The 18288-nt window shown below is 72.9% G+C and carries 16 protein-coding genes and 1 riboswitch; of the genes, 1 reads left to right on the forward strand and 15 read right to left on the reverse strand.

What is annotated here, in order from left to right:
• Positions 1-42: 42 nt before the first annotated feature.
• The 11 genes from ACZ53K_RS17070 to ACZ53K_RS17120 all read right to left on the reverse strand — a co-directional run bounded on the left by ACZ53K_RS17070 (position 43) and on the right by ACZ53K_RS17120 (position 12357).
• Positions 43-1353: a class I SAM-dependent methyltransferase gene (locus tag ACZ53K_RS17070; RefSeq protein ID WP_468836736.1), complete on the reverse strand. Its 1311-nt coding sequence runs from the start codon at positions 1351-1353 to the stop codon at positions 43-45.
• Between the two features lie 224 nt (positions 1354-1577).
• The gene (locus ACZ53K_RS17075; RefSeq protein WP_468836738.1) at positions 1578-2984 is read right to left on the reverse strand and encodes an NAD(P)/FAD-dependent oxidoreductase; all 1407 of its coding nucleotides are present in this window, start codon (positions 2982-2984) and stop codon (positions 1578-1580) included.
• A gap of 398 nt (positions 2985-3382) precedes the next feature.
• On the reverse strand, positions 3383-4324 hold the full coding sequence (locus tag ACZ53K_RS17080) for a Ppx/GppA phosphatase family protein (protein WP_468836740.1): 942 nt from the start codon (positions 4322-4324) through the stop codon (positions 3383-3385).
• The gene (locus ACZ53K_RS17085) at positions 4321-4893 is read right to left on the reverse strand and encodes a DUF501 domain-containing protein (protein ID WP_468836742.1); all 573 of its coding nucleotides are present in this window, start codon (positions 4891-4893) and stop codon (positions 4321-4323) included. Before ACZ53K_RS17085 ends, ACZ53K_RS17080 begins: the two co-directional genes overlap by 4 nt.
• Positions 4894-4996: 103 nt before the next feature.
• On the reverse strand, positions 4997-5446 hold the full coding sequence (locus ACZ53K_RS17090; protein WP_468836744.1) for an FtsB family cell division protein: 450 nt from the start codon (positions 5444-5446) through the stop codon (positions 4997-4999).
• Between the two features lie 153 nt (positions 5447-5599).
• Entirely contained in the window at positions 5600-6886 is a 1287-nt protein-coding gene (eno, locus tag ACZ53K_RS17095) for a phosphopyruvate hydratase (protein WP_468836746.1), read from the reverse strand.
• Positions 6887-7261: 375 nt separating this feature from the next.
• On the reverse strand, positions 7262-7963 hold the full coding sequence (locus ACZ53K_RS17100) for a transglycosylase family protein (protein ID WP_468836748.1): 702 nt from the start codon (positions 7961-7963) through the stop codon (positions 7262-7264).
• A 1-nt stretch (position 7964) separates the two neighbouring features.
• Positions 7965-8135: riboswitch (cyclic di-AMP (ydaO/yuaA leader) on the reverse strand.
• Between the two features lie 260 nt (positions 8136-8395).
• On the reverse strand, positions 8396-9409 hold the full coding sequence (locus tag ACZ53K_RS17105; RefSeq protein WP_468836750.1) for a transglycosylase family protein: 1014 nt from the start codon (positions 9407-9409) through the stop codon (positions 8396-8398).
• 180 nt (positions 9410-9589) lie between these two features.
• Positions 9590-10861 (reverse strand): cytochrome P450 family protein, encoded by a 1272-nt coding sequence (locus ACZ53K_RS17110; protein WP_468837051.1) that lies wholly within the window; start codon positions 10859-10861, stop codon positions 9590-9592.
• Positions 10862-10942: 81 nt separating this feature from the next.
• Positions 10943-11341 (reverse strand): DUF6479 family protein, encoded by a 399-nt coding sequence (locus ACZ53K_RS17115; protein ID WP_468836752.1) that lies wholly within the window; start codon positions 11339-11341, stop codon positions 10943-10945.
• Between the two features lie 107 nt (positions 11342-11448).
• Positions 11449-12357 carry a LysR family transcriptional regulator gene (locus ACZ53K_RS17120; protein WP_468836754.1) on the reverse strand — a complete coding sequence of 303 codons (909 nt, stop codon included), beginning with the start codon at positions 12355-12357 and terminating at the stop codon, positions 11449-11451.
• 154 nt (positions 12358-12511) lie between these two features.
• On the opposite strand from ACZ53K_RS17120, the gene ACZ53K_RS17125 reads away from it, so the two are divergent.
• A complete protein-coding gene (locus ACZ53K_RS17125) occupies positions 12512-13771 on the forward strand; it encodes an MFS transporter (protein ID WP_468836756.1) in 1260 nt (419 codons plus the stop codon).
• On the opposite strand, the gene ACZ53K_RS17130 is transcribed toward ACZ53K_RS17125, so the two are convergent.
• From ACZ53K_RS17130 to ACZ53K_RS17145, 4 genes are all read right to left on the reverse strand, one after another.
• Entirely contained in the window at positions 13717-14727 is a 1011-nt protein-coding gene (locus tag ACZ53K_RS17130; protein WP_468836758.1) for a nucleoside triphosphate pyrophosphohydrolase, read from the reverse strand. The genes ACZ53K_RS17125 and ACZ53K_RS17130 overlap by 55 nt on opposite strands.
• Before the next feature lie 100 nt (positions 14728-14827).
• On the reverse strand, positions 14828-15469 hold the full coding sequence (locus ACZ53K_RS17135) for a SurA N-terminal domain-containing protein (protein WP_468836760.1): 642 nt from the start codon (positions 15467-15469) through the stop codon (positions 14828-14830).
• 181 nt (positions 15470-15650) lie between these two features.
• Positions 15651-17324 (reverse strand): protein kinase domain-containing protein, encoded by a 1674-nt coding sequence (locus ACZ53K_RS17140; protein WP_468836762.1) that lies wholly within the window; start codon positions 17322-17324, stop codon positions 15651-15653.
• Positions 17321-18172, reverse strand: coding sequence for a hypothetical protein (locus tag ACZ53K_RS17145; protein WP_468836764.1), 852 nt, complete (start codon positions 18170-18172; stop codon positions 17321-17323). The genes ACZ53K_RS17140 and ACZ53K_RS17145 overlap by 4 nt, the downstream gene beginning before the upstream one ends.
• Positions 18173-18288 lie beyond the last annotated feature (116 nt).

The raw sequence follows: 18288 nt of genomic DNA on the forward strand, positions 1-18288 counted from the left end.
GACCGCGCGCAGCGGCCCGGACGCCGGGGCCCTTGCCGTACGTCAGCCGCGCCACTCCCGGGCGCGCAGCGGCAGCCCGGAGGCGCCGGATTCCGGCGTGCGGACCGCCAGCACCTGGTTGACGCCTATGCGGTTGCGTTCGAAGGACAGCGCGGAGGCGGCCATGTACAGCCGCCACACCCGGGCCCGGCCCGGCGTCGTCAGCCGCACCGCCTCCTTCCAGTGCGCCTCCAGGTTGTCGACCCAGGCGCGCAGCGTCAGCGCGTAGTGCTCGCGGATGGCCTCCACGTCCCGCACCTCGAACCCGGCGTCCTCCAGCTGTCCGGCGGTGCGGCCGACCGGGGACAGCTCGCCGTCCGGGAAGACGTACCGGTCGATGAACTCGTCGACGTGGTAGGCGTCCTCGTCGGCCAGCGGGCGGCGGGCGATCTGGTGGTTGAGGAGGCGTCCGCCGGGCTTGAGGAGCGCGTACAGGTCGGCGGCGTACTCGGCGTAGCGGGCGCGGCCGACGTGTTCGGCCATGCCGATCGAGGAGATCGCGTCGAACGGCTCGTCGTGGACCTCGCGGTAGTCCTGGACGCGGATCTCGACACGGTCGGCGAGGCCCGCCTCGGCGACGCGCTTGCGGCCGTAGGTGGCCTGTTCCTCGGAGAGGGTGATTCCGACGACCCGTACGCCGTACTCGCGGGCGGCGTGCAGGGCCATCGAGCCCCAGCCGCAGCCGACGTCCAGCAGCCGCTCGCCCTCCTTCAGGCCGAGCTTGCGGCAGATCAGGTCCAGCTTGTCGCGCTGGGCCTCTTCCAGGGTGGCGTCGGGGCTCTCCCAGTAGGCGCACGAATAGACCATGGACGGGCCGAGCACCAGCTCGTAGAAGTCGTTGCCGACGTCGTAGTGGTGGCTGATGGCTTCCTTGTCACGGCGCAGCGTGTGCAGCGCGCCGTGGCTCTTGGGGGCCTCCTCGGCGGGCGGCTTGGGCGGTACGGGGACGCCCGCCAGCGTCACCAGTTCGCGGGCGGCGGCGCGGATCTCCGGCTTGGCCAGGGCGCGCAGGACGGCGGCGCGCTGCGGCTTCTCGGCCGCCGTGCCGCGCTCCCAGATCAGCCCGGACAGCAGGTCCAGCGCCTCGTACAGGTCGCCCTCGACGTCGATGTCGCCGGCCACCCAGGCGCGCGCGAGGCCCAGTTCGCCCGGCTTGAACATGAGGCGGCGCAGGGCGCGGCGGTTGCGGATGACGAGGGTGGGGGCGCCCGGCGGGCCGTACTCGCTGCGGTCCCAGGCGCGGATCCGGACCGGGAGCGGGGCTCCCAGCACCTCCTCGGCGAGCTTGGAGAGCCGTCCAGCGGCGTCGGCCATGTCGCACACCTCCGTGTTGACGAGAAGGGCGAAGAAGTTTCACCCACCACCTAAACGCCGTGCGAGCACCCGGTAGTCCCGTTCGTTCGTAAGGGAACAGCAAAACGGCGGTGCTCCGCCACAACGAATACGCCGAAGGGACGGCCGCACCACGGATGGCGGCCGCCCCTTCGGCGGTGGTGTGCGGGTGACGTCCGCTGCCGGACGTCACTCCCGGGAGAAGGTCAGGAAGAAGCCTTGGCCTTCGCCTTGTCGTCGGCCTTCGCCTTGTCGTCGGCCGCGGCGGCGGGCGCCGGGGCCGGCTTGGCGGCCTCGTAGAACTCCTCGCGCGGGTTCTCCATCGCGCCGAGCGAGGTGATCTCACGCTTGAGGAACATGCCGAGGGTCCAGTCGGCGAAGACGCGGATCTTGCGGTTGAAGGTCGGCATCGCCATGCCGTGGTACGCGCGGTGCATGTACCAGGCCAGCCGGCCCTTCAGCTTGATCTTGGTCTTGCCCAGGACGATCATCGCGACGCCCTTGTGCAGACCCAGACCCGCGACCGCGCCCTTGTTGGCGTGGCTGTACTCCTTCTGCGGGAAGCCCCGCATGCCGGAGATCACGTTGTCGGCGAGCACCTTGGACTGGCGCAGCGCGTGCTGGGCGTTCGGCGGGCACCAGGCGTTCTCGTTGCCCGCCTTGCGGCCGACCAGGTCCGGGACCTGGGCGTTGTCGCCGGCGGCCCAGATGTAGTCGGTGCCCTGCACCTGGAGGGTGGCCTGGGTGTCCACGTGACCGCGCGGGCCCAGCGGGAGGCCGAAGCGCGCGAGCACCGGGTTCGGCTTGACGCCGGCGGTCCACACGATGGTGTTGGAGTCGACCTCCAGGTCGTTGCTCAGCACCACGTGGCCGTCGACGCAGGACTTGGTGCTGGTGCCGAGGTAGACCTCGACCCCGCGGCTCTCCAGGTGCTCCTTGCCGTAGGCGCCGAGCTTGGGGCCGACCTCGGGGAGGATCTTGTCGGCGACGTCGACCAGCAGGAAGCGCATGTCTTCGCGCTTGACGTTGTTGTAGTACTTCGCGGCGTCGCGGGCCATGTCCTCGACCTCGCCGATGGTCTCCGCGCCGGCGAAGCCGCCGCCGACGAAGACGAAGGTCAGCGCCTTGCGGCGGACCTCCTCATCGGTCGTGGAGTCGGCCTTGTCCAGCTGCTCCAGGACGTGGTTGCGCAGGCCGATGGCCTCCTCGATGCCCTTCATGCCGATGCCGTTCTCGGCGAGGCCGGGGATCGGGAAGGTGCGGGAGACGGCGCCCATCGCGATGACCAGGTAGTCGAAGGGCAGCTCGTACGCCTCGCCGACCAGCGGCGAGATCGTGGCGACCTTGCGGTCCTGGTCGATGGTGGTGACGCGGCCGGTGAGGACCTCCGCCTTCGGGAGCACGCGTCGCAGCGGCACCACGACGTGGCGGGGAGAGATGCTGCCGGCAGCAGCTTCAGGGAGGAAGGGCTGGTACGTCATGTACGAGCGCGGGTCGACGACCGTGACCGTCGCCTCGCCGTACCGCATCTTCTTGAGGATGCGGCGTGCCGCGTACAAACCTACGTACCCACCGCCTACAACGAGGATCCTGGGACGCTCCGTGGTGCTCATGCAATCGAGTATCCACCCCCACTCGGAGCACCCCTCGTGAGCCCCTTCACAAGGTTGTGGGAGGGGTCTGCTACACTCCGCCGCCCCGTGATCGACGCCATAGCCCAACAAGGGAACCAAGGTGTCGTCCGGAGCGTTGGAAACCCCCGTTGATCAGGGATTGTGCCCTCCGGGGCGGCTGGACCACGCCGCACGTAAGCCTTTCCTTAACACCCCTGAAAACCGCACATTCTTGCGGTGCCGGGGGCCTACGGCCCAAGAAGTAGGGCCCGCTGACCGGTTTGTGCGGTCAACGAGCCCTTTTTTCATGTGAAGAGTTTCACGAACTTTCTCCGCGGCGGGACCCGAGAGGCCCCTGGAGGGGACCCTTCCGGCCCTTGCCACTGCCCCGCGGAGCGCTACGCGCAGCTCCAGGCGATGCCGTCCAGGATGTCGTGCTCCGAGACGACGACCTCCTCCGCGCCCACCCGCTCCATGATCGACAGAAGGACCAGGGCGCCCGCGCCGATGACGTCCACCCGGCCCGGGTGCATGGCCGGGATGGCCGCCCGCTGCTCGTGGGTGGCGGTCAGCAGGCGGTCGGTGATCTCGCGGACCCGGGACAGCGGGATGCGCGCGTGGTGGATGGCGGCGGAGTCGTATGCGTGCAGGCCCAGGGCGATGGCGGCGACCGTGGTCACCGAGCCGGCCAGGCCGACCAGGGTGGCGGTCTCGTCGAGGGGCACGGTCCCGGCCGCCTCGTCCAGGGCGCGGCCGATGTCCGCCTTGACGGCGTCGAGCTGCGCGTCGCCGGGCGGGTCGATGATCCCGCCGTCCCGTACGAGGTGCCGCTCGGTCATCCGTACGCAGCCGATGTCCACGGAGCGGGCGGCGCGCACGCCGTCCGTGCCGAGGACGAACTCGGTGGAGCCGCCGCCGATGTCGACGACCAGGAAGGGCGTGGCGAGGTCGGTGCGGCCGGTCAGCTCCTTGGTGGCGCCGGTGAAGGAGAACTCCGCCTCCTGGTCGCCGGTGATCACCTCGGGCTCGACGCCCAGGATGTCCAGCACCCCGCGCACGAAGTCGTCCCGGTTCTCCGCGTCGCGGGAGGCGGAGGTGGCGACGAAGCGGACGGTCTCCGCGCCCAGCTCCCGGATGACCGCGGCGTACTCGCGGCAGGCCGCGAAGGTGCGCTCCAGGGCCTCGGGGGCGAGCCGGCCCGTACGGTCCACGCCCTGGCCCAGGCGCACGATCTGCATCCGGCGGTCCAGGTCCTTCAGCTCGCCGGTCGCCGGGTCGAGGTCGGCGACGAGCAGGCGGATGGAGTTCGTACCGCAGTCGATGGCCGCTACGCGCTTCATGCGGTCGGCTCCCCCTCGTTCTCGGCGGTGGTGCCGGCGCAGGTGCCCTCGGCGGCGTCCGCGCACGGGGTCACGCAGGGCCCCTTGCGCCACCACTGCGGCAGCATCGCCAGCGCTTCGTCGCCGAGCGGGTTGACGCCGGGGCCGGCCGCGAGCGAGTGGCCGACCAGCACGTGCAGGCACTTGACGCGGTCCGGCATGCCGCCCGCGCTCGGGAAGCCCTGCAGGACGTCGATGGCGTCCCGGCGCCGGATGTAGTCTTCGTGGGCGGCCCGGTACTTGTCGGCCAGCTCCGGGTCCCGGCCCAGCCGCTCGGTCATCTCCTTCATCACGCCGTTGGCCTCCAGCGTGCCGATCGCGGAGGCCGCGCGCGGGCAGGTGAGGTAGTACAGCGTGGGGAAGGGGGTGCCGTCCTCCAGGCGCGGGGCCGTCTCGACGACGTCCGGCTGGCCGCAGGGGCAGCGGTGCGCGATGGCGCGCAGGCCGCGGGGCGGGCGGCCGAGCTGTTCCTTGAAGGCCGCGATGTCCGCGTCGGTGGGCTCGGTGCGCTCGGTCTGCGGCGGGGGCATGAGGTGTTCTGACACGGACGTGGGTGCTTTCGGTCGTGGCGGTGGTGGAGGGGGCCGGCGGAGGTGCCGCTCGACGGGCGGGCCCGGGCACGCCCCGGACAGGCTACTTGTCGGCGGCGTCCAGGCCGTGCCACATGTTGTCGTACCAGGGGCGTTCCGCGGCGGTCCGGCCCGTGCGCCGCTGCCCGGTGCCGGAGCCGTCCTGGACGATGAAGCCGGTCTCGCCGGGCCGGACGTAGTGCAGGTGCAGCCGGGCCTGCTGCCGTACGTACTCCGGGTCCTGCCAGCGGGCCTTCTCGTCGCGCAGTTCGTCGGCGCGCAGCTGGGCCTCGGCGGCCTGGCGGCGCTGGTCGGCGATCTCGGAGCGCTGCGAGATGTACTGCCGGGTGGGGTAGGCCAGGGCGACGACCAGGGAGCACAGCACCAGTGCGAGCAGTGCCGCCCGGCCGGTGAGGCGGCCCCGGCGGGGCGGGCGGGCGCGCTGGACGCGGGCGGCGGCCTGTTCGCCGAGCGCCTTGAGCCGGGTCGCGGTGGAGAACCGTTCCGCGGACACGTCGTCTCCCCTTCAGTCACCGGGCCCGGGCCGGCGCGGCCCGCAGCACGTACGTCCCCGGCAACGGTACGGGACCGCCGCCGGGGACGTAGGTATTCACAGCTGCCGGGGCCGTTCGCGGCCCGCGGGGATGCTCAGCCCGTGCGGAGCCGGTCAGTCCGCGGTGCGGAACCGCGGGAAGGCGGAGCGGCCCGCGTAGACCGCCGCGTCGTCGAGGATCTCCTCGATGCGCAGCAGCTGGTTGTACTTGGCGACGCGCTCGGAGCGGGCCGGGGCGCCGGTCTTGATCTGGCCGCAGTTGGTGGCGACGGCCAGGTCGGCGATGGTGACGTCCTCGGTCTCGCCGGAGCGGTGCGACATCATGCACTTGAAGCCGTTGCGCTGGGCCAGCTCGACGGCGTCCAGGGTCTCGGTCAGCGAGCCGATCTGGTTGACCTTGACCAGCAGGGCGTTGGCCGAGTTCTCCTCGATGCCGCGGGCCAGGCGCTCCGGGTTGGTGACGAACAGGTCGTCGCCGACCAGCTGCACCTTGGCGCCCAGGCGCTCGGTGATGCCGTTCCAGCCGGCCCAGTCGTCCTCGAACAGCGGGTCCTCGATGGAGACCAGCGGGTAGGCGTCGACGAGCTCCTCGTAGTACGAGGTCATCTGCTCGGCGGTGCGCTGCTGGCCCTCGAACTCGTAGACGCCGTCCTTGTAGAACTCGGAGGCGGCGACGTCGAGCGCGAGCGCGATGTCCTGGCCGGGGGTGTAACCGGCTTCCTTGATCGCTTCGAGGATCAGGTCCAGGGCCTCGCGGTTGGAGCCCAGGTTCGGGGCGAAGCCGCCCTCGTCGCCCAGTCCGGTGGCCAGGCCCTTGCTCTTCAGGACCTTCTTGAGGGTGTGGTAGACCTCGGCGCCCCAGCGCAGGGCCTCGGAGAAGGACTCCGCGCCGATCGGGGCGATCATGAATTCCTGGATGTCCACGTTGGAGTCGGCGTGCGAGCCGCCGTTCAGGATGTTCATCATCGGGACCGGCAGCACGTGGGCGTTCGGGCCGCCGAGGTAGCGGAACAGCGGGAGGTCGCTGGCCTCGGAGGCGGCGTGCGCGACGGCCAGGGAGACGCCGAGGATGGCGTTGGCGCCGAGCGAGCCCTTGTTGTCGGTGGCGTCCAGGTCGAACATGGCCTGGTCGATCAGGCGCTGCTCGGTGGCGTCGTAGCCGACCAGCTCCGGGCCGATCTGCTCGATGACCGCGAGGACGGCCTTCTCCACGCCCTTGCCCAGGTAGCGGGCCGGGTCACCGTCGCGCAGCTCGATGGCCTCGAAGGCGCCGGTCGAGGCGCCGGACGGGACGGCGGCACGGCCGGTGCTGCCGTCGTCGAGGCCGACCTCGACCTCGACCGTGGGGTTGCCTCGCGAGTCGAGGATCTCGCGAGCTACGACGACGTCGATGGACGGCACGTTGTCTCCTTCGTGGGTGTCTGGAGTTCTGCAGCACGAGCCTAACGGCCTCCGGGGGTTCCGCTCGCCGCCAGCCCGGTCCGTGGGACGAATACACCCGCAAAGCCCCTGTTCACGGGATGTATGGGCGCAATGTTCGCTGAACGGAGAAGTCGGCGGACGGGCGGGGGCGGGCCGGAGGGGCCGGGCCGGGCCCGGAGGGAAATGGAGAAGCCCCGCCGCGGCGCGTGCGGGGGACAGGCGCCGTGGCGGGGCGGTCTCACGGGAAGAGCGGATTCCCGGGACGGGCGGGCCCTGGGGAGCCGTGCCGTCCGTACGTACCGCCGTACGTACGGGGTGTCACGGTCACCCGGGGTCCGTCAGGGGTCAGCGGGCTCAGACGGCCAGCTTCTGACCCGGGAAGATCAGGTTGGGGTTGCCGCCGATGACGGACTTGTTGTTCTCGTAGACCGACTTCCAGTTCTTGCCGTGGGAAGCGGCGATCTTGGCGAGGGTGTCACCGGACTTGACGGTGTAGTTGCCCTCGGGGTTCGACTTCGGCGTCGACTTCTTCTGCGGGGCCGGGGTCTTGCGGGCCAGCTCCTCGCCCTGCTTGCGGGCCTCGGAGCGGGAGGCGCCCTGCGAGGCGGAGCGCTCGGACTTGTACGACTTGTGCGACTTGTGCGAGCTGCTGCCCTGCGAGGAGCCGCCGTCGGCCTTGGCGTTCGCGTTGCCCTTGCCGAGGTGGCCGCCGGCGCAGGTCCAGGCACCCGGGCCCTGGATGGCGAGCAGGCGCTCGGCCGCGGCGATCTGCTGGCTCTTGCTGGCCTGGTCGGCACGCGGGGCGTACTTGGTACCGCCGGCGGCGGCCCAGCTGGAGTTGGTGAACTGCAGGCCACCGTAGTAGCCGTTGCCGGTGTTGATCGACCAGTTGCCACCGGACTCGCACTGGGCGACGGCGTCCCAGTTGTTGCCCGCGGCGGAGGCGGAGGTGGCGCCCATCAGCGGGACGGCCACAGCGGCACCGGCGACGCCCGCCAGGGTGGCGACGCGGACGGCCTTGGAGGGACGACGGTGCTTGCCCTTGGAGTTCAGCATGGTTGTTCCTCACCGACGCCTGCGAGGTGAGCTGTCGGGTTCGGGCCATGTGAGTTGCCCGGCCGTGTGTGCTTCACACATGGCTTCACCCCAAGCCGGTTGGACCCGCTTTCGCGGGTGGGGCCGGCGCTTACCTTGGGTCCCCCGCTCCTGCCTTCGGCGCTCTCGCGTCGAGTGACCTCCGACCACCGGCAGGATTCGGCGTGTGATCGAAGGGCCCGCTTTGGCGAGCGATGAAGACGGTAAACAGGAACACCCCGTGGGTTCAAACCCCTACATCTGAGGCCAGTTGGCCCCCAGACATCACAGGATCATCACATTTCCGCAGGTCGTCGCAGGTTTGGAAACAACGGACGGGACGGTCACCGGCCCCCGCAACGAGATCCATGTCTCACTTTCGCCAAAGCGGGCGAATGTCTACGAATTACCCCGTCAGTGGCCGAGATCGAGGCGCTGACCAGGGTGGATAAGGTCCGGATCGCCCCCGATGGCACCTTTGTTGGCCTCGTAGAGCGCCGGCCAGCCGCCCGGGACCCCGCGGTCCTCGGCGATGACTGACAGGTTGTCACCAGGCTGCACGGTGTAGCCGCCCGGCACACCCGGGTCCGTACGGTGCGCGTCCCCGCCCCGCGAGGGACGTCCCCCGCCGGAGCGGTCCGCGTCGCCCGCGCCACCGGAGCCCGCGCCCTTGCCCGCGTCCGTACCCGTACCCGCGTCCGCGCCCGTGCCGGGCTTCTCGTCCTCGCCGGGCTCGCCGCGGTGCTTGCCCTGCGACGGAGGCGCGGTGGGGCTCGTGGAGGCGCCGTCGCCCGGGGCGGCCGGGTCGGCGGGCCGCGCCGGGTCCTCCGTACGGCCCGTACCGGACGGGTCCGGCGTACGGGACGGGCCCGGGGTCCCGGACGGACCGGTGGGCGACGGCTTCGGCTCCGGCGTGCCGTGGCCGGGCTGCGGCGTCCCGGACGGCCCGGAGGAGGGCGGCGGGGTGGCGGGGGAGGACGGGGACGGGGACGAGGGCTCCGGCCGCGGAGTCGGCGTGGCCGTGCTGCCCGGGTCGACGTCCGGCCCGCTGCCGCCCTGCTTGAGTCCCGCGTTCACCGCGCAGCTCGGCCACGTGTCGGGGCCGCGCGCGGCGAGGATCGACTCGGCGACGGCTATCTGCTGCGAGCGGCTGGCCAGGTCCGGCCGCGAGGCGTACGCCGAGCCGCCGTAGCGGTCCCACATCTCCTGGGTCAGCTGGAGCCCGCCGTAGAAGCCGTTGCCGGCGTTGGCGCTCCACACCCCGCTGCTCTCGCACTGCGCGACGCGGTCCCAGGTGGCCGCGTCGGCGGCGTTGGCGCTGCTCGCGGCGAGCAGCGGCATGGCGAGGGCGCCGCCGGCGACTCCCGCCGTGACGAAGATGGCCGGAGCCTGACGGGGGCGTCGGTGACGGCCGTTCCCGGAGCGCATGCGGTTGCCTTTCGAGCGGCGGTTGAGTTGTCGTCGAAGGGCCGGGAGCGTCGGCGGTGTGGCCCGTGCGCTGCCGCGCCGCCCGCCCCGGCCTTTCAAACGGATGAAGGTAGCGGGGCCGCCCGCTCGTCACAAGCCGGTGTAGCGGAGATCACGCCCAGGTCACGGCCTGACGTGACGTCACTTCCGTACGGGCGTGAACTCCACCGGCAGGGCCCGCAGCCCCCGCATGATCAGCCCGCCGCGCCAGCGCAGCTCGTCCGGCTCCGCGCCGAGCCGCAGGTCCGGCAGCCGGGTCAGCAGGGTGGCCATCGCGGTCTGGCCTTCGAGGCGGGCCAGCGGCGCGCCCAGGCAGTAGTGGATGCCGTGGCCGTATCCGAGGTGCTGGTTGTCGCGGCGGGACAGGTCCAGGACGTCGGGCCCGGCGAAGCGCTCCGGGTCCCGGTCGGCGGCGGCCAGGACGACCAGGACCGGGTCGCCCTCGGCGATCCGCTGCCCGCCGATGGTGAGGTCCCGGGTGGCGAAGCGCCAGGTGGCCAGCTCGACCGGGCCGTCGTAGCGCAGCAGCTCCTCCACGCCGGTGGCGAGCAGCCCGTCGTCGCCCGCCTGGGCGGCCTTCTGGAGGAGTTCGCGCTGGGCGGGGTGGCGCAGCAGCTGGTACACGCCGTTGCCGATGAGGTTGACGGTGGTCTCGAAGCCGGCGAAGAGCAGGATGAAGGCCATCGCGGCGGCCTCGTTCTCGGTCAGGTGCTCGCCGTGGTCGGAGGCCCGGATCAGGCCGGAGATGAGGTCGTCGTCGCCCTCGTCGCCGAGGGTCTCGCGCTTGCGGTGGATCAGCTCGGCGAGGTAGCCGCGCATCTTCTTCACCGACCGGGCGACGCCGCCGCGCGGCCCCTGGCCGTGCCGGATCATCATCCCGGCCCAGTCCCGGAAGTCGTCCTGGTCCTCGCGCGGGACGCCGAGCAGGTCGCAGATGGCGTAGATGGGCAGCGGGAAGGCGAACTCGTGGATGAGGTCGGCCTCGCCGCGCTCCGCGAAGGAGTCGATGAACGCGTCGGTCAGTTCCTGTACGCGGGGCGCGAACCGGGCGATGCGGCGCGGGGTAAACGCCTTGGAGACCAGCCGGCGCAGCCGGGTGTGGTCCGGCGGGTCGATGTTGAGCAGGTGCGTCATCAGGTTCGCGCCGCGCTCACCGGGGATGCCGACCTTGCCCTTGCCGTGCGCGGCCGCGCTGTGGTGCACCGGGTTCTTCGACAGCCGGGTGTCGGCGAGCGCCTGCCGGGCGTCCGCGTAGCGGGTCACCAGCCAGGCCTCGACGCCGCTGGGCAGCCGCGTACGGTGCACCGGCGCGTGCTCGCGCAGCCAGGCGTACGCCGGGTACGGGTCGGAGGCGAACTCCCACGTGAACAGCTCGGGACAGGGCGGAGCGGCCGCCGGGCCGCGACCGGTCACGGGGCAGGCGGCCTCGGCCCCGGAAGGGTCAGCGGGCCGCTCGTCGGAGGGGAAGGGTGTCTGCGGGCGCACCCCTCGACGTTAACCGCTGCCGAAGGACCCGCTGTGCCCGTCCTGCCAGCGCTTGCGCTCCCGGTCCTGGTCGTCGCCGTGCCGGGTGGGGGCGTTGCCGTAATCGGGCAGTTCGTGCGGGGTCAGCCGGTGGTCGCCGTCGCGCGGCACCTCGTTCGGGTCGCGCAGCTCGCTCTCGTACCCGGTCGGGTTCTTGGGCGGGGTCGGCTGGGTCTCCGGCTCGGGCGGGTCGGGCTCGCGGTCCCGGCGGCGCCGGCCGTAGACCACGGCGAGGATCAGGCCCACGACGATGACGATTCCGACGATCAGCGGGCCGGTGCCGACGACCATGTCCCGCGTGAAATCCACGGCCTGCTGGACGGACGTGCCGTCCAGGGCCGGTGTGGTCGAAGCGGTCGTTGCTGTCATTCGACCCGGGTACCCGGGCGGGCGGGGACGATGCGCGGGCCGCCGCGGCACCCGCCCACGGAACCGGTATGGAGACGTAAGCGCAGGTCAGCGGCGTGGCGTACGGCTCATGTCCCCCGGACGGCGGGCCCCGGGTCCGGCTCGGCGGGGTCCACGCCCAGCGCGTCCAGGAAGGCGGCGGCCGCCGGGGACGGGCCGAGCCGGTTCCAGACGACGCGCTCGACCCGGACGGGCGCGTTGCGCACCCGCACCACGCTCAGGCCGGTCAGCTCCGCGGCGAACGCCTGCGGCACCATGCCGATGCCCAGCCCGGCCCGTACCAGCTTGGCCAGGAACTCCACCGTGGTCACCTCGAAGGCCACCTCGCTCGTCAGGCCCGCCGCGCGGAACGCCTCCTCCCGCTGGCGGCGCGCCGCCGAACCGGCCGTGAAGTCCACGAAGGTCTCCTGGGCCAGCCGCCGCAGGTCCGTCCACTCCCGGCCCGCCAGCGGATGGTCCGGCGCCACGACGGCGACCAGCTCGCCGTGGGCCAGTGCCCGCTCCCGGACGCCCTGACTGCGGGCGCCGGGCACCAGGCCGACGAAGGCGACGTCCAGCGTGCCCTGCCGGACCTGCTCGATCAGCTGCTCGCTCATCTCCATGCGCAGGCTGATCCGGACCTTCGGGTGGCGGGCGCGGTAGGCGCCCAGCTCGCGCGCCAGGTCGACGGCCGCGACGGTGGAGATCGCGCCCACGGCGAGGCGGCCGCGCACCTCGCCGACCGCCGCCTCCACCTCGGCGCGGGCCCGCTCGGCCGCCTCCAGCGCCTGCCGGGCGACCGGCACGAACGCCTCCCCCGCGGTGGTCAGCCGCACGCTGCGGCTCGTACGGTCGAAGAGCCGGGCGCCCAGCTCCTTCTCCAGGCGGGCGATCTGGTGGCTGAGCGCGGACTGCACGACGTGGCAGCGCTCGGCGGCGCGGGTGAAGCCGCCCGTTTCGGCGACCGCGACCACGTACCGCATCTGTTGCAGCTCCATGCGGCGAGCGTAGCCAGCGGCCGGCGCCACCGGTCGATCGCGTTCCGCGATGAATGCCATGACAACTATGTGTTGGACTCATCAACGGACGGCGGCGGAAGCTGAGGGACAGAGCAACACCAACGGGGTGGCGCGTCGTACGGAAAGGGATCTGATGGCTTCCCAGGAAGAGGGGCAGCGGGGGCTGGGGCGCGGCACGCTGCTGCTGATGTCCGTGGCGACCGGCCTGTCGGTCGCGGGCAACTACTTCGCCCAGCCGCTGCTGGACGTCATCGGCAGCGACCTGCACCTTGGCGCCGCCACCGCGGCGCTGGTGGTGACCGTCGCGCAGGTCGGTTACGGCCTCGGGCTGCTGTTCCTCGTCCCCCTCGGTGACCTGGTGAACCGGCGGCGGCTGGCGGTGGGCCTGACCGCCGCCACCGCCGCCTTCCTGACCGTGACGGCGAGCGCCCCCAACGGCACGGTGCTGCTGATCGGCACCGCCCTCACCGGTCTGACCTCCGTCGCCGCCCAGGTCGTCGTCCCGTACGCGGCGTCCCTCGCGCCGCCCGCCGAGCGCGGGCGTACGGTCGGCACCGTCATGACCGGGCTGCTGCTGGGCATCCTGCTGGCCCGTACGGCGGCCGGGCTGCTGGCCGACCTCGGCGGCTGGCGCACCGTCTACTGGGTCAACGCCGCCCTGATGCTGCTGATGGCCGTCCTGCTGCGGCTCCGGCTGCCCGCCCTGCACACCGGCACCGGGCTGCGCTACCCCGCGCTGATCCGCTCCACGCTCGCCCTCTTCGTCCAGGAGCCGGTGCTGCGCTGGCGGGCCGCGCTGGGCGCACTGTCCTTCGCCGCGTTCAGTGTGCTGTGGACGGCGATGGCCTTCCTGATGTCCGGCCCCTCCTACGGGTGGTCGGAATCGGCGATCGGGCTGCTGGGCCTGGTGGGCGCGGCCGGTTCACTGTCTGCCTCGGCCGCCGGGCGGCTCGCCGACCGGGGGCTGGCCCACCGGGTCACCGGTGCGGGCGGATTCCTGCTGCTCGGCTCGTGGGCGCTGCTGGCCGCAGGCGGCGCGGGCGGCGCCTGGTCGCTGGCGGCCCTGCTGGCCGGGGTGGTCGTACTGGACGCGGCGGTGCAGGCGGTGCACATCAGCAACCAGAACCTGGTCTACGCGGTGCGCCCCGAAGCCCGTAACCGCCTCAACTCCGCCTATATGACGAGCTACTTCGTCGGCGGCGCGGCCGGCTCGGCGCTCACCTCGGCGGTGTGGGGCGCGGCCGGCTGGGGTGGGGTGTGCGCCGTGGGCGCGGCGCTGGGCGCGGCCGTGGCCGCCGTCTGGACGGCCGAACGGCTGCGCGCCCGCGGGTCCCGCGCTCAGTCCGCGGCGCCGGAGGCGGCCTCCTCGGCGGACCGGATCGCGTCCCGGTAGGTGCGGGCGGCGGCGCGCAGCGCGGTCTCCGGGTCCGTGCCGGAGGCTTCGGCCTGTACGGCGAGGGCGAGGAGTTCGTATCCGAAGCCGTCGCCCGCCGGGAGCGCGTCGATGCCCGCCGTCCGCGCCCGGGAGGCCAGCTTCCCGGCGAGCGCCAGGGCGGGCTGGCCGAGCGGGATGCCTTCGGTGACGGACGAACGGCGCTTCTCGTCCGCCTTCCGGCGCAGCCAGTGGGCCTTCACGTCCTCCGCGGTGTCGGCCTCGTCCTCGCCGAAGATGTGCGGGTGGCGGTTGATCAGCTTCTCCACGATCGTGCCCGCCACGTCGTCGACGGAGAACGGCTCGTCCGGGTCGTCCTGGGCGATCCGGGCGTGGAAGACGACCTGGAGGAGTACGTCGCCCAGCTCCTCGCGCAGCGTCTCCCGGTCGCCCTCCTCGATGGCCTCGACCAGCTCGTACATCTCCTCGATGCCGTACTTCGCCAGGTCCTCGTGGGTGCGCACCCCGCTCCACGGGCATGCGCGGCGGATCCGGTCCATGATCTGGACGAGGTCGAGCAGCCGGGCGCCGGGCAGGTCGTACGAGCCGGGCAGCAGCTCCAGGTCCGGCATGGTCTCCCGGCCGGAGCCGGCCATCCGGGCCAGGCCGTCGGTCAGCTCCGAGTCGCCGTCGGCGGAGGTGATCACGACGGCCGTACGGTCCCCGGACCGGCAGAACTCCACCAGCTCACGGGCGTCGGGCACGGCTGCCTCGACCGCGACGCCCGCCTCGCGCAGATACGGGAGCTGCGGATGGGCGTCGTCGGCGCACAGCACGCGGCCGGCGGCGCGCAGCGTCCGCCACGCGGGCCAGGACAGCAGGCCGGGCGCGACCCGGTGGCTGGTCGTGAGCAGGACCAGCCGGCCGGGGGCGGGGGCCTGCGGTGTGCCGGGGGCGTCGGTGGCGTCAGCGTTCACCCGACGAACGTAACGCACGGCACCGACAGGACGGCCGCCCGGCCGGGGCCATGACGAGGGGTGCGCGTACGAGCCGTACGCGCCCCGCCCCCGGTCCGGCTCAGGTCTGCTGCTGCCCCGCCTTCGTCGCGTCCCGGACCCACGGCTCCTTCGTCCCGCCGAGGACGACCTGCCCGTCGTCCCACTTCCCGTAGCGCGGATTGACGTCGATGCTCATCTTCCGGGACGTCTTGGCGAGCGCGTCGGCGAGCCGCTGCTGGCCCTGCGGCTGCCCGCGGTCGGCTCCGATGCTCTTGGCGACACCGTCCAGCAGGAGCTGGTTGCGGACCACGGCGTCGATCTCGCCCGGCGCGATGGCCTGCTGGAGCCACATCTCCCTGAGCCGGCCGGCGCCGCCCGCGCTGCGCTCGGCCGCCGCGCGCCACTGCTGCACATCGCGCCGGGAGACGGTGACCCCGGCGTCCTTCGCGCCGCGCTCCAGGACCCGGTCGAAGATCATTCCGTTGAGGGTGGCGGGCCCCAGTTTCCCGGTGTTCTCGACCAGTTGGGCGGCCTGCGGGGACTTCTCCTGGGCGGTGCGTACGTCCCGTACCCGCGACTGGAGCTGCGAGACGGTGATCCGCTGCCCGTCCACGACGGCCGCGGCACCCGGACGCGCGTCCGTGCCGCAGGCGGTGAGCAGGGGTGCGGCCAGCAGAGCGGCAGCGGCGGAAACGGGAAGCGCGGTCCTACGGCGGAACATCAAGCCTCCTGGCGGGTGCGACGAACGGTGCGGCGACGTGCGGCTCTTCCAACCTGGCGTTGATCGATGCCGATGCTAAAGAGTCCGCGTGATCCGGGCCACTGATTCGACCAACGAGTTGCCCGGAAGGCGGTTTCTCTTCCGGCTTCCTTCCCCGGCGTCCCCGGTCCCCTTCCCCGGGTCAGCCGCGTACCTGCCCGAGCCAGTACAGGGTGCGGCGGACCTCCGCCGGGAAGGCGGCGTGCGGGCCGTGCAGCCGTTCCGCGTCGTGCAGGAGGCGGGACAGCGCCTCGTGGGCGGCGCCGCGCTCCCCGAGGGCGAGCAGCAGATGGCCGATGGACCGCCGGATCTCCAGGGGCCGCATGGGGTCGTCCGGATAGCGCTCGAAGCGCGGCAGCAGGGCCCGGTACTCGTCCAGCGCCTGCGTCACCTCGCCCAGTTGCTCCAGGCACTGCGCGGCCTCGTAGTGGAACTGGAGCGCCTGCCGGGCCGCACCCGGGCCGGTGTCCTGCGCGAATTCCGCCGCCAGGGCACGCAGTTCCGGAAGGGCCCGGCGGTACTGGCCGTCGTCCATGAGGGTGGCCGCGTACTGCTTGCGCAGGGTCCGTACGACCGGTGAGTGGGCGCCGTGCCGGGCCGCGGCGGCCGGCAGGATGCCGCCGAGGATGTCCACGGCGTGGGTGATGCGGCCCTGGTCCAGGAGGCGTTTGACCTCGTCCACGGCCGCGGCGACATCGGGGCCGCCGGTGCCCGAGGACCGGGGGTCCACGGCCCCGGCGGCTCCGGCGGACAGCCGCGGGTCGGCGCCCGGGGGCGGGAACGGGGGCGGCGGGGCGAAGGCGGCCGCGGGTGCCGCGGCGGCCGGCTGCGGCACGGAAGGCTGCTGCGCCGCGGCGGGCACGGCCGCGGCCGGTCGCGGGGCCGCGGGCGCCGCCGCGCGGTCCGGCCACGGCGCATGCGGGTGCAGGAACGGCCGGGTCGGGTCCATCGGCGCGCCCGTACCGGCCCGGCCCTGGGACGCGGTGGGCAGCAGCGGCACCAGCGCCTGGTAGACCTCCTGCGCGTCGGCGGGCCGCTCCTGCGGGTCCTTGCCGAGCAGCCGCAGGACGAGCGCCTCCAGCTGCTCGGGGACGTCGGCCCGCAGGCGGCGCACCGGGACGGGCGGCTCGTACAGGTGGCGGTGGAGCACGCCCAGGGCGGTGGAACCGGCGAACGGCACCTCACCGCTGAGCAGCTCGTGCAGCAGCACACCGAGCGCGTACAGGTCCGTGTACGGGCCGACCGTGCCGCCCATCGCCTGCTCCGGCGCCATGTAGGCGGGGCTGCCGATGGGCGATCCGGTGCTGGTCAGACGGGTGGTGTCGGTGTCCAGGGCGGCGGCGATGCCGAGGTCCAGGACGGTGAGGGTGCCGTCCGGCTTGACCATCACGTTCCGCGGCTTCAGGTCGCGGTGGATGATCGGCACGGCGTGCACGGACGCCAGCACGGCGCACAGCTGCGCCGCGACACTGACCGCCCACGGCCAGGGGTACGGGTCGTGCTCGGCCAGGTGGTCGGCGAGGTCGGCGCCCTCGACGTACTGCATGACCAGGTAGAGGTCGTCGCCGTCGCTGCCCGCGTCGTGGACGGTGACCAGGCCGGGGTGGTCGACCTGCGCGGTGACGCGGCACTCGCGGACGAAGCGGCGGCGCATCTCCTCCGCGTCGGGTGTGCCGGAGACCCGGTCGGGGCGCAGCAGTTTGACGCCGACGCGGCGGTCGAGGCGGCGGTCGTAGGCGATCCAGACCTGGCCCATGCCGCCCTGGCCGAGCAGCGCGGAGAGTTCGTAGCGCTCGGCGACGACGCGTCCGTTCAACGCCCCTCCTCCTTGCGGAGGTAGTCGCTCAGCTCGTCCAGTTCGGCGCGCACCCGGTCGATGCGCTGGGGCTGGGCCGCGTAAGGGGCGGCGGGCTGCGGGCGGGGCGGTGTGGGCTGTGCCGGGGGCTGGGGCTGAGGCTGGAAGGCGCCCTGTGTGTGGGTCTGGGCGTAGGGCCAGTCCTGGGGCAGCGGTTCAGGGCCCTGCGCCGGCGGCTGCGCTCCGGCGTACGGGTTCGGGGCGGGCGGCATGGCTGCCGCTGCGGGGGCAGGCGCCTGGAACCGGGCCGGCCCGGGATAGCCGTATCCGGCGCTGTCCGCACCGGGATGGCCGTACCCCGGACCGGCCGGCCCGGGGTAGCCGTACCCCGCACCGTCCGTCCCCGGATAGCCGTACCCAGCGCCATCCGGTCCCGGATAGCCGTACCCCGCCCCCGTCGCGCCGTATTCGGCCCCCGCGCCGTACCCGGCCCCGGCCGTCCCGTACGTCGGCCGGGCGGGCGCGACGCGCTGGGCGCGCCCGTCGACGAGGAGGAAGTACACGACGGCGCCGGCCATCTGGAGGAGGATCAGCGCCACGCAGAGGTTCGACTGCCAGGAGTCCTCTTCCTGGCCGCCGCCGACCATGATCGCGGTGAAGACGAGGGCCAGGTCGGCGCCGAACAGCCACCAGCCCAGCGGCCGGCGCTGCACGAGCGCGGCGCGCAGCATCGTCCCCCAGGCCAGGAAGCCGAGGCTGAGCACGGCCAGCGCCACGAAGGCCACCCGCAGCAGGACGACCGTCCGGTGCGGCGCGGGGCGGTGCGCCGCGGGACGGTGCGGCGGTGGTGCCGGGGCGGGGCCGTGCATTACTGCTCCTGACGGATCAACGCCCGGCGCGGTGCGGTGGAGTGCGGTGCCGGGTCAGGCTCGGATGCGTGTGATCGAGCGTATATACGACACCGCTGGGGCCGCCGGGGTTGTAG

It is taken from the genome of Streptomyces sp. NPDC033221 (assembly GCF_055577005.1).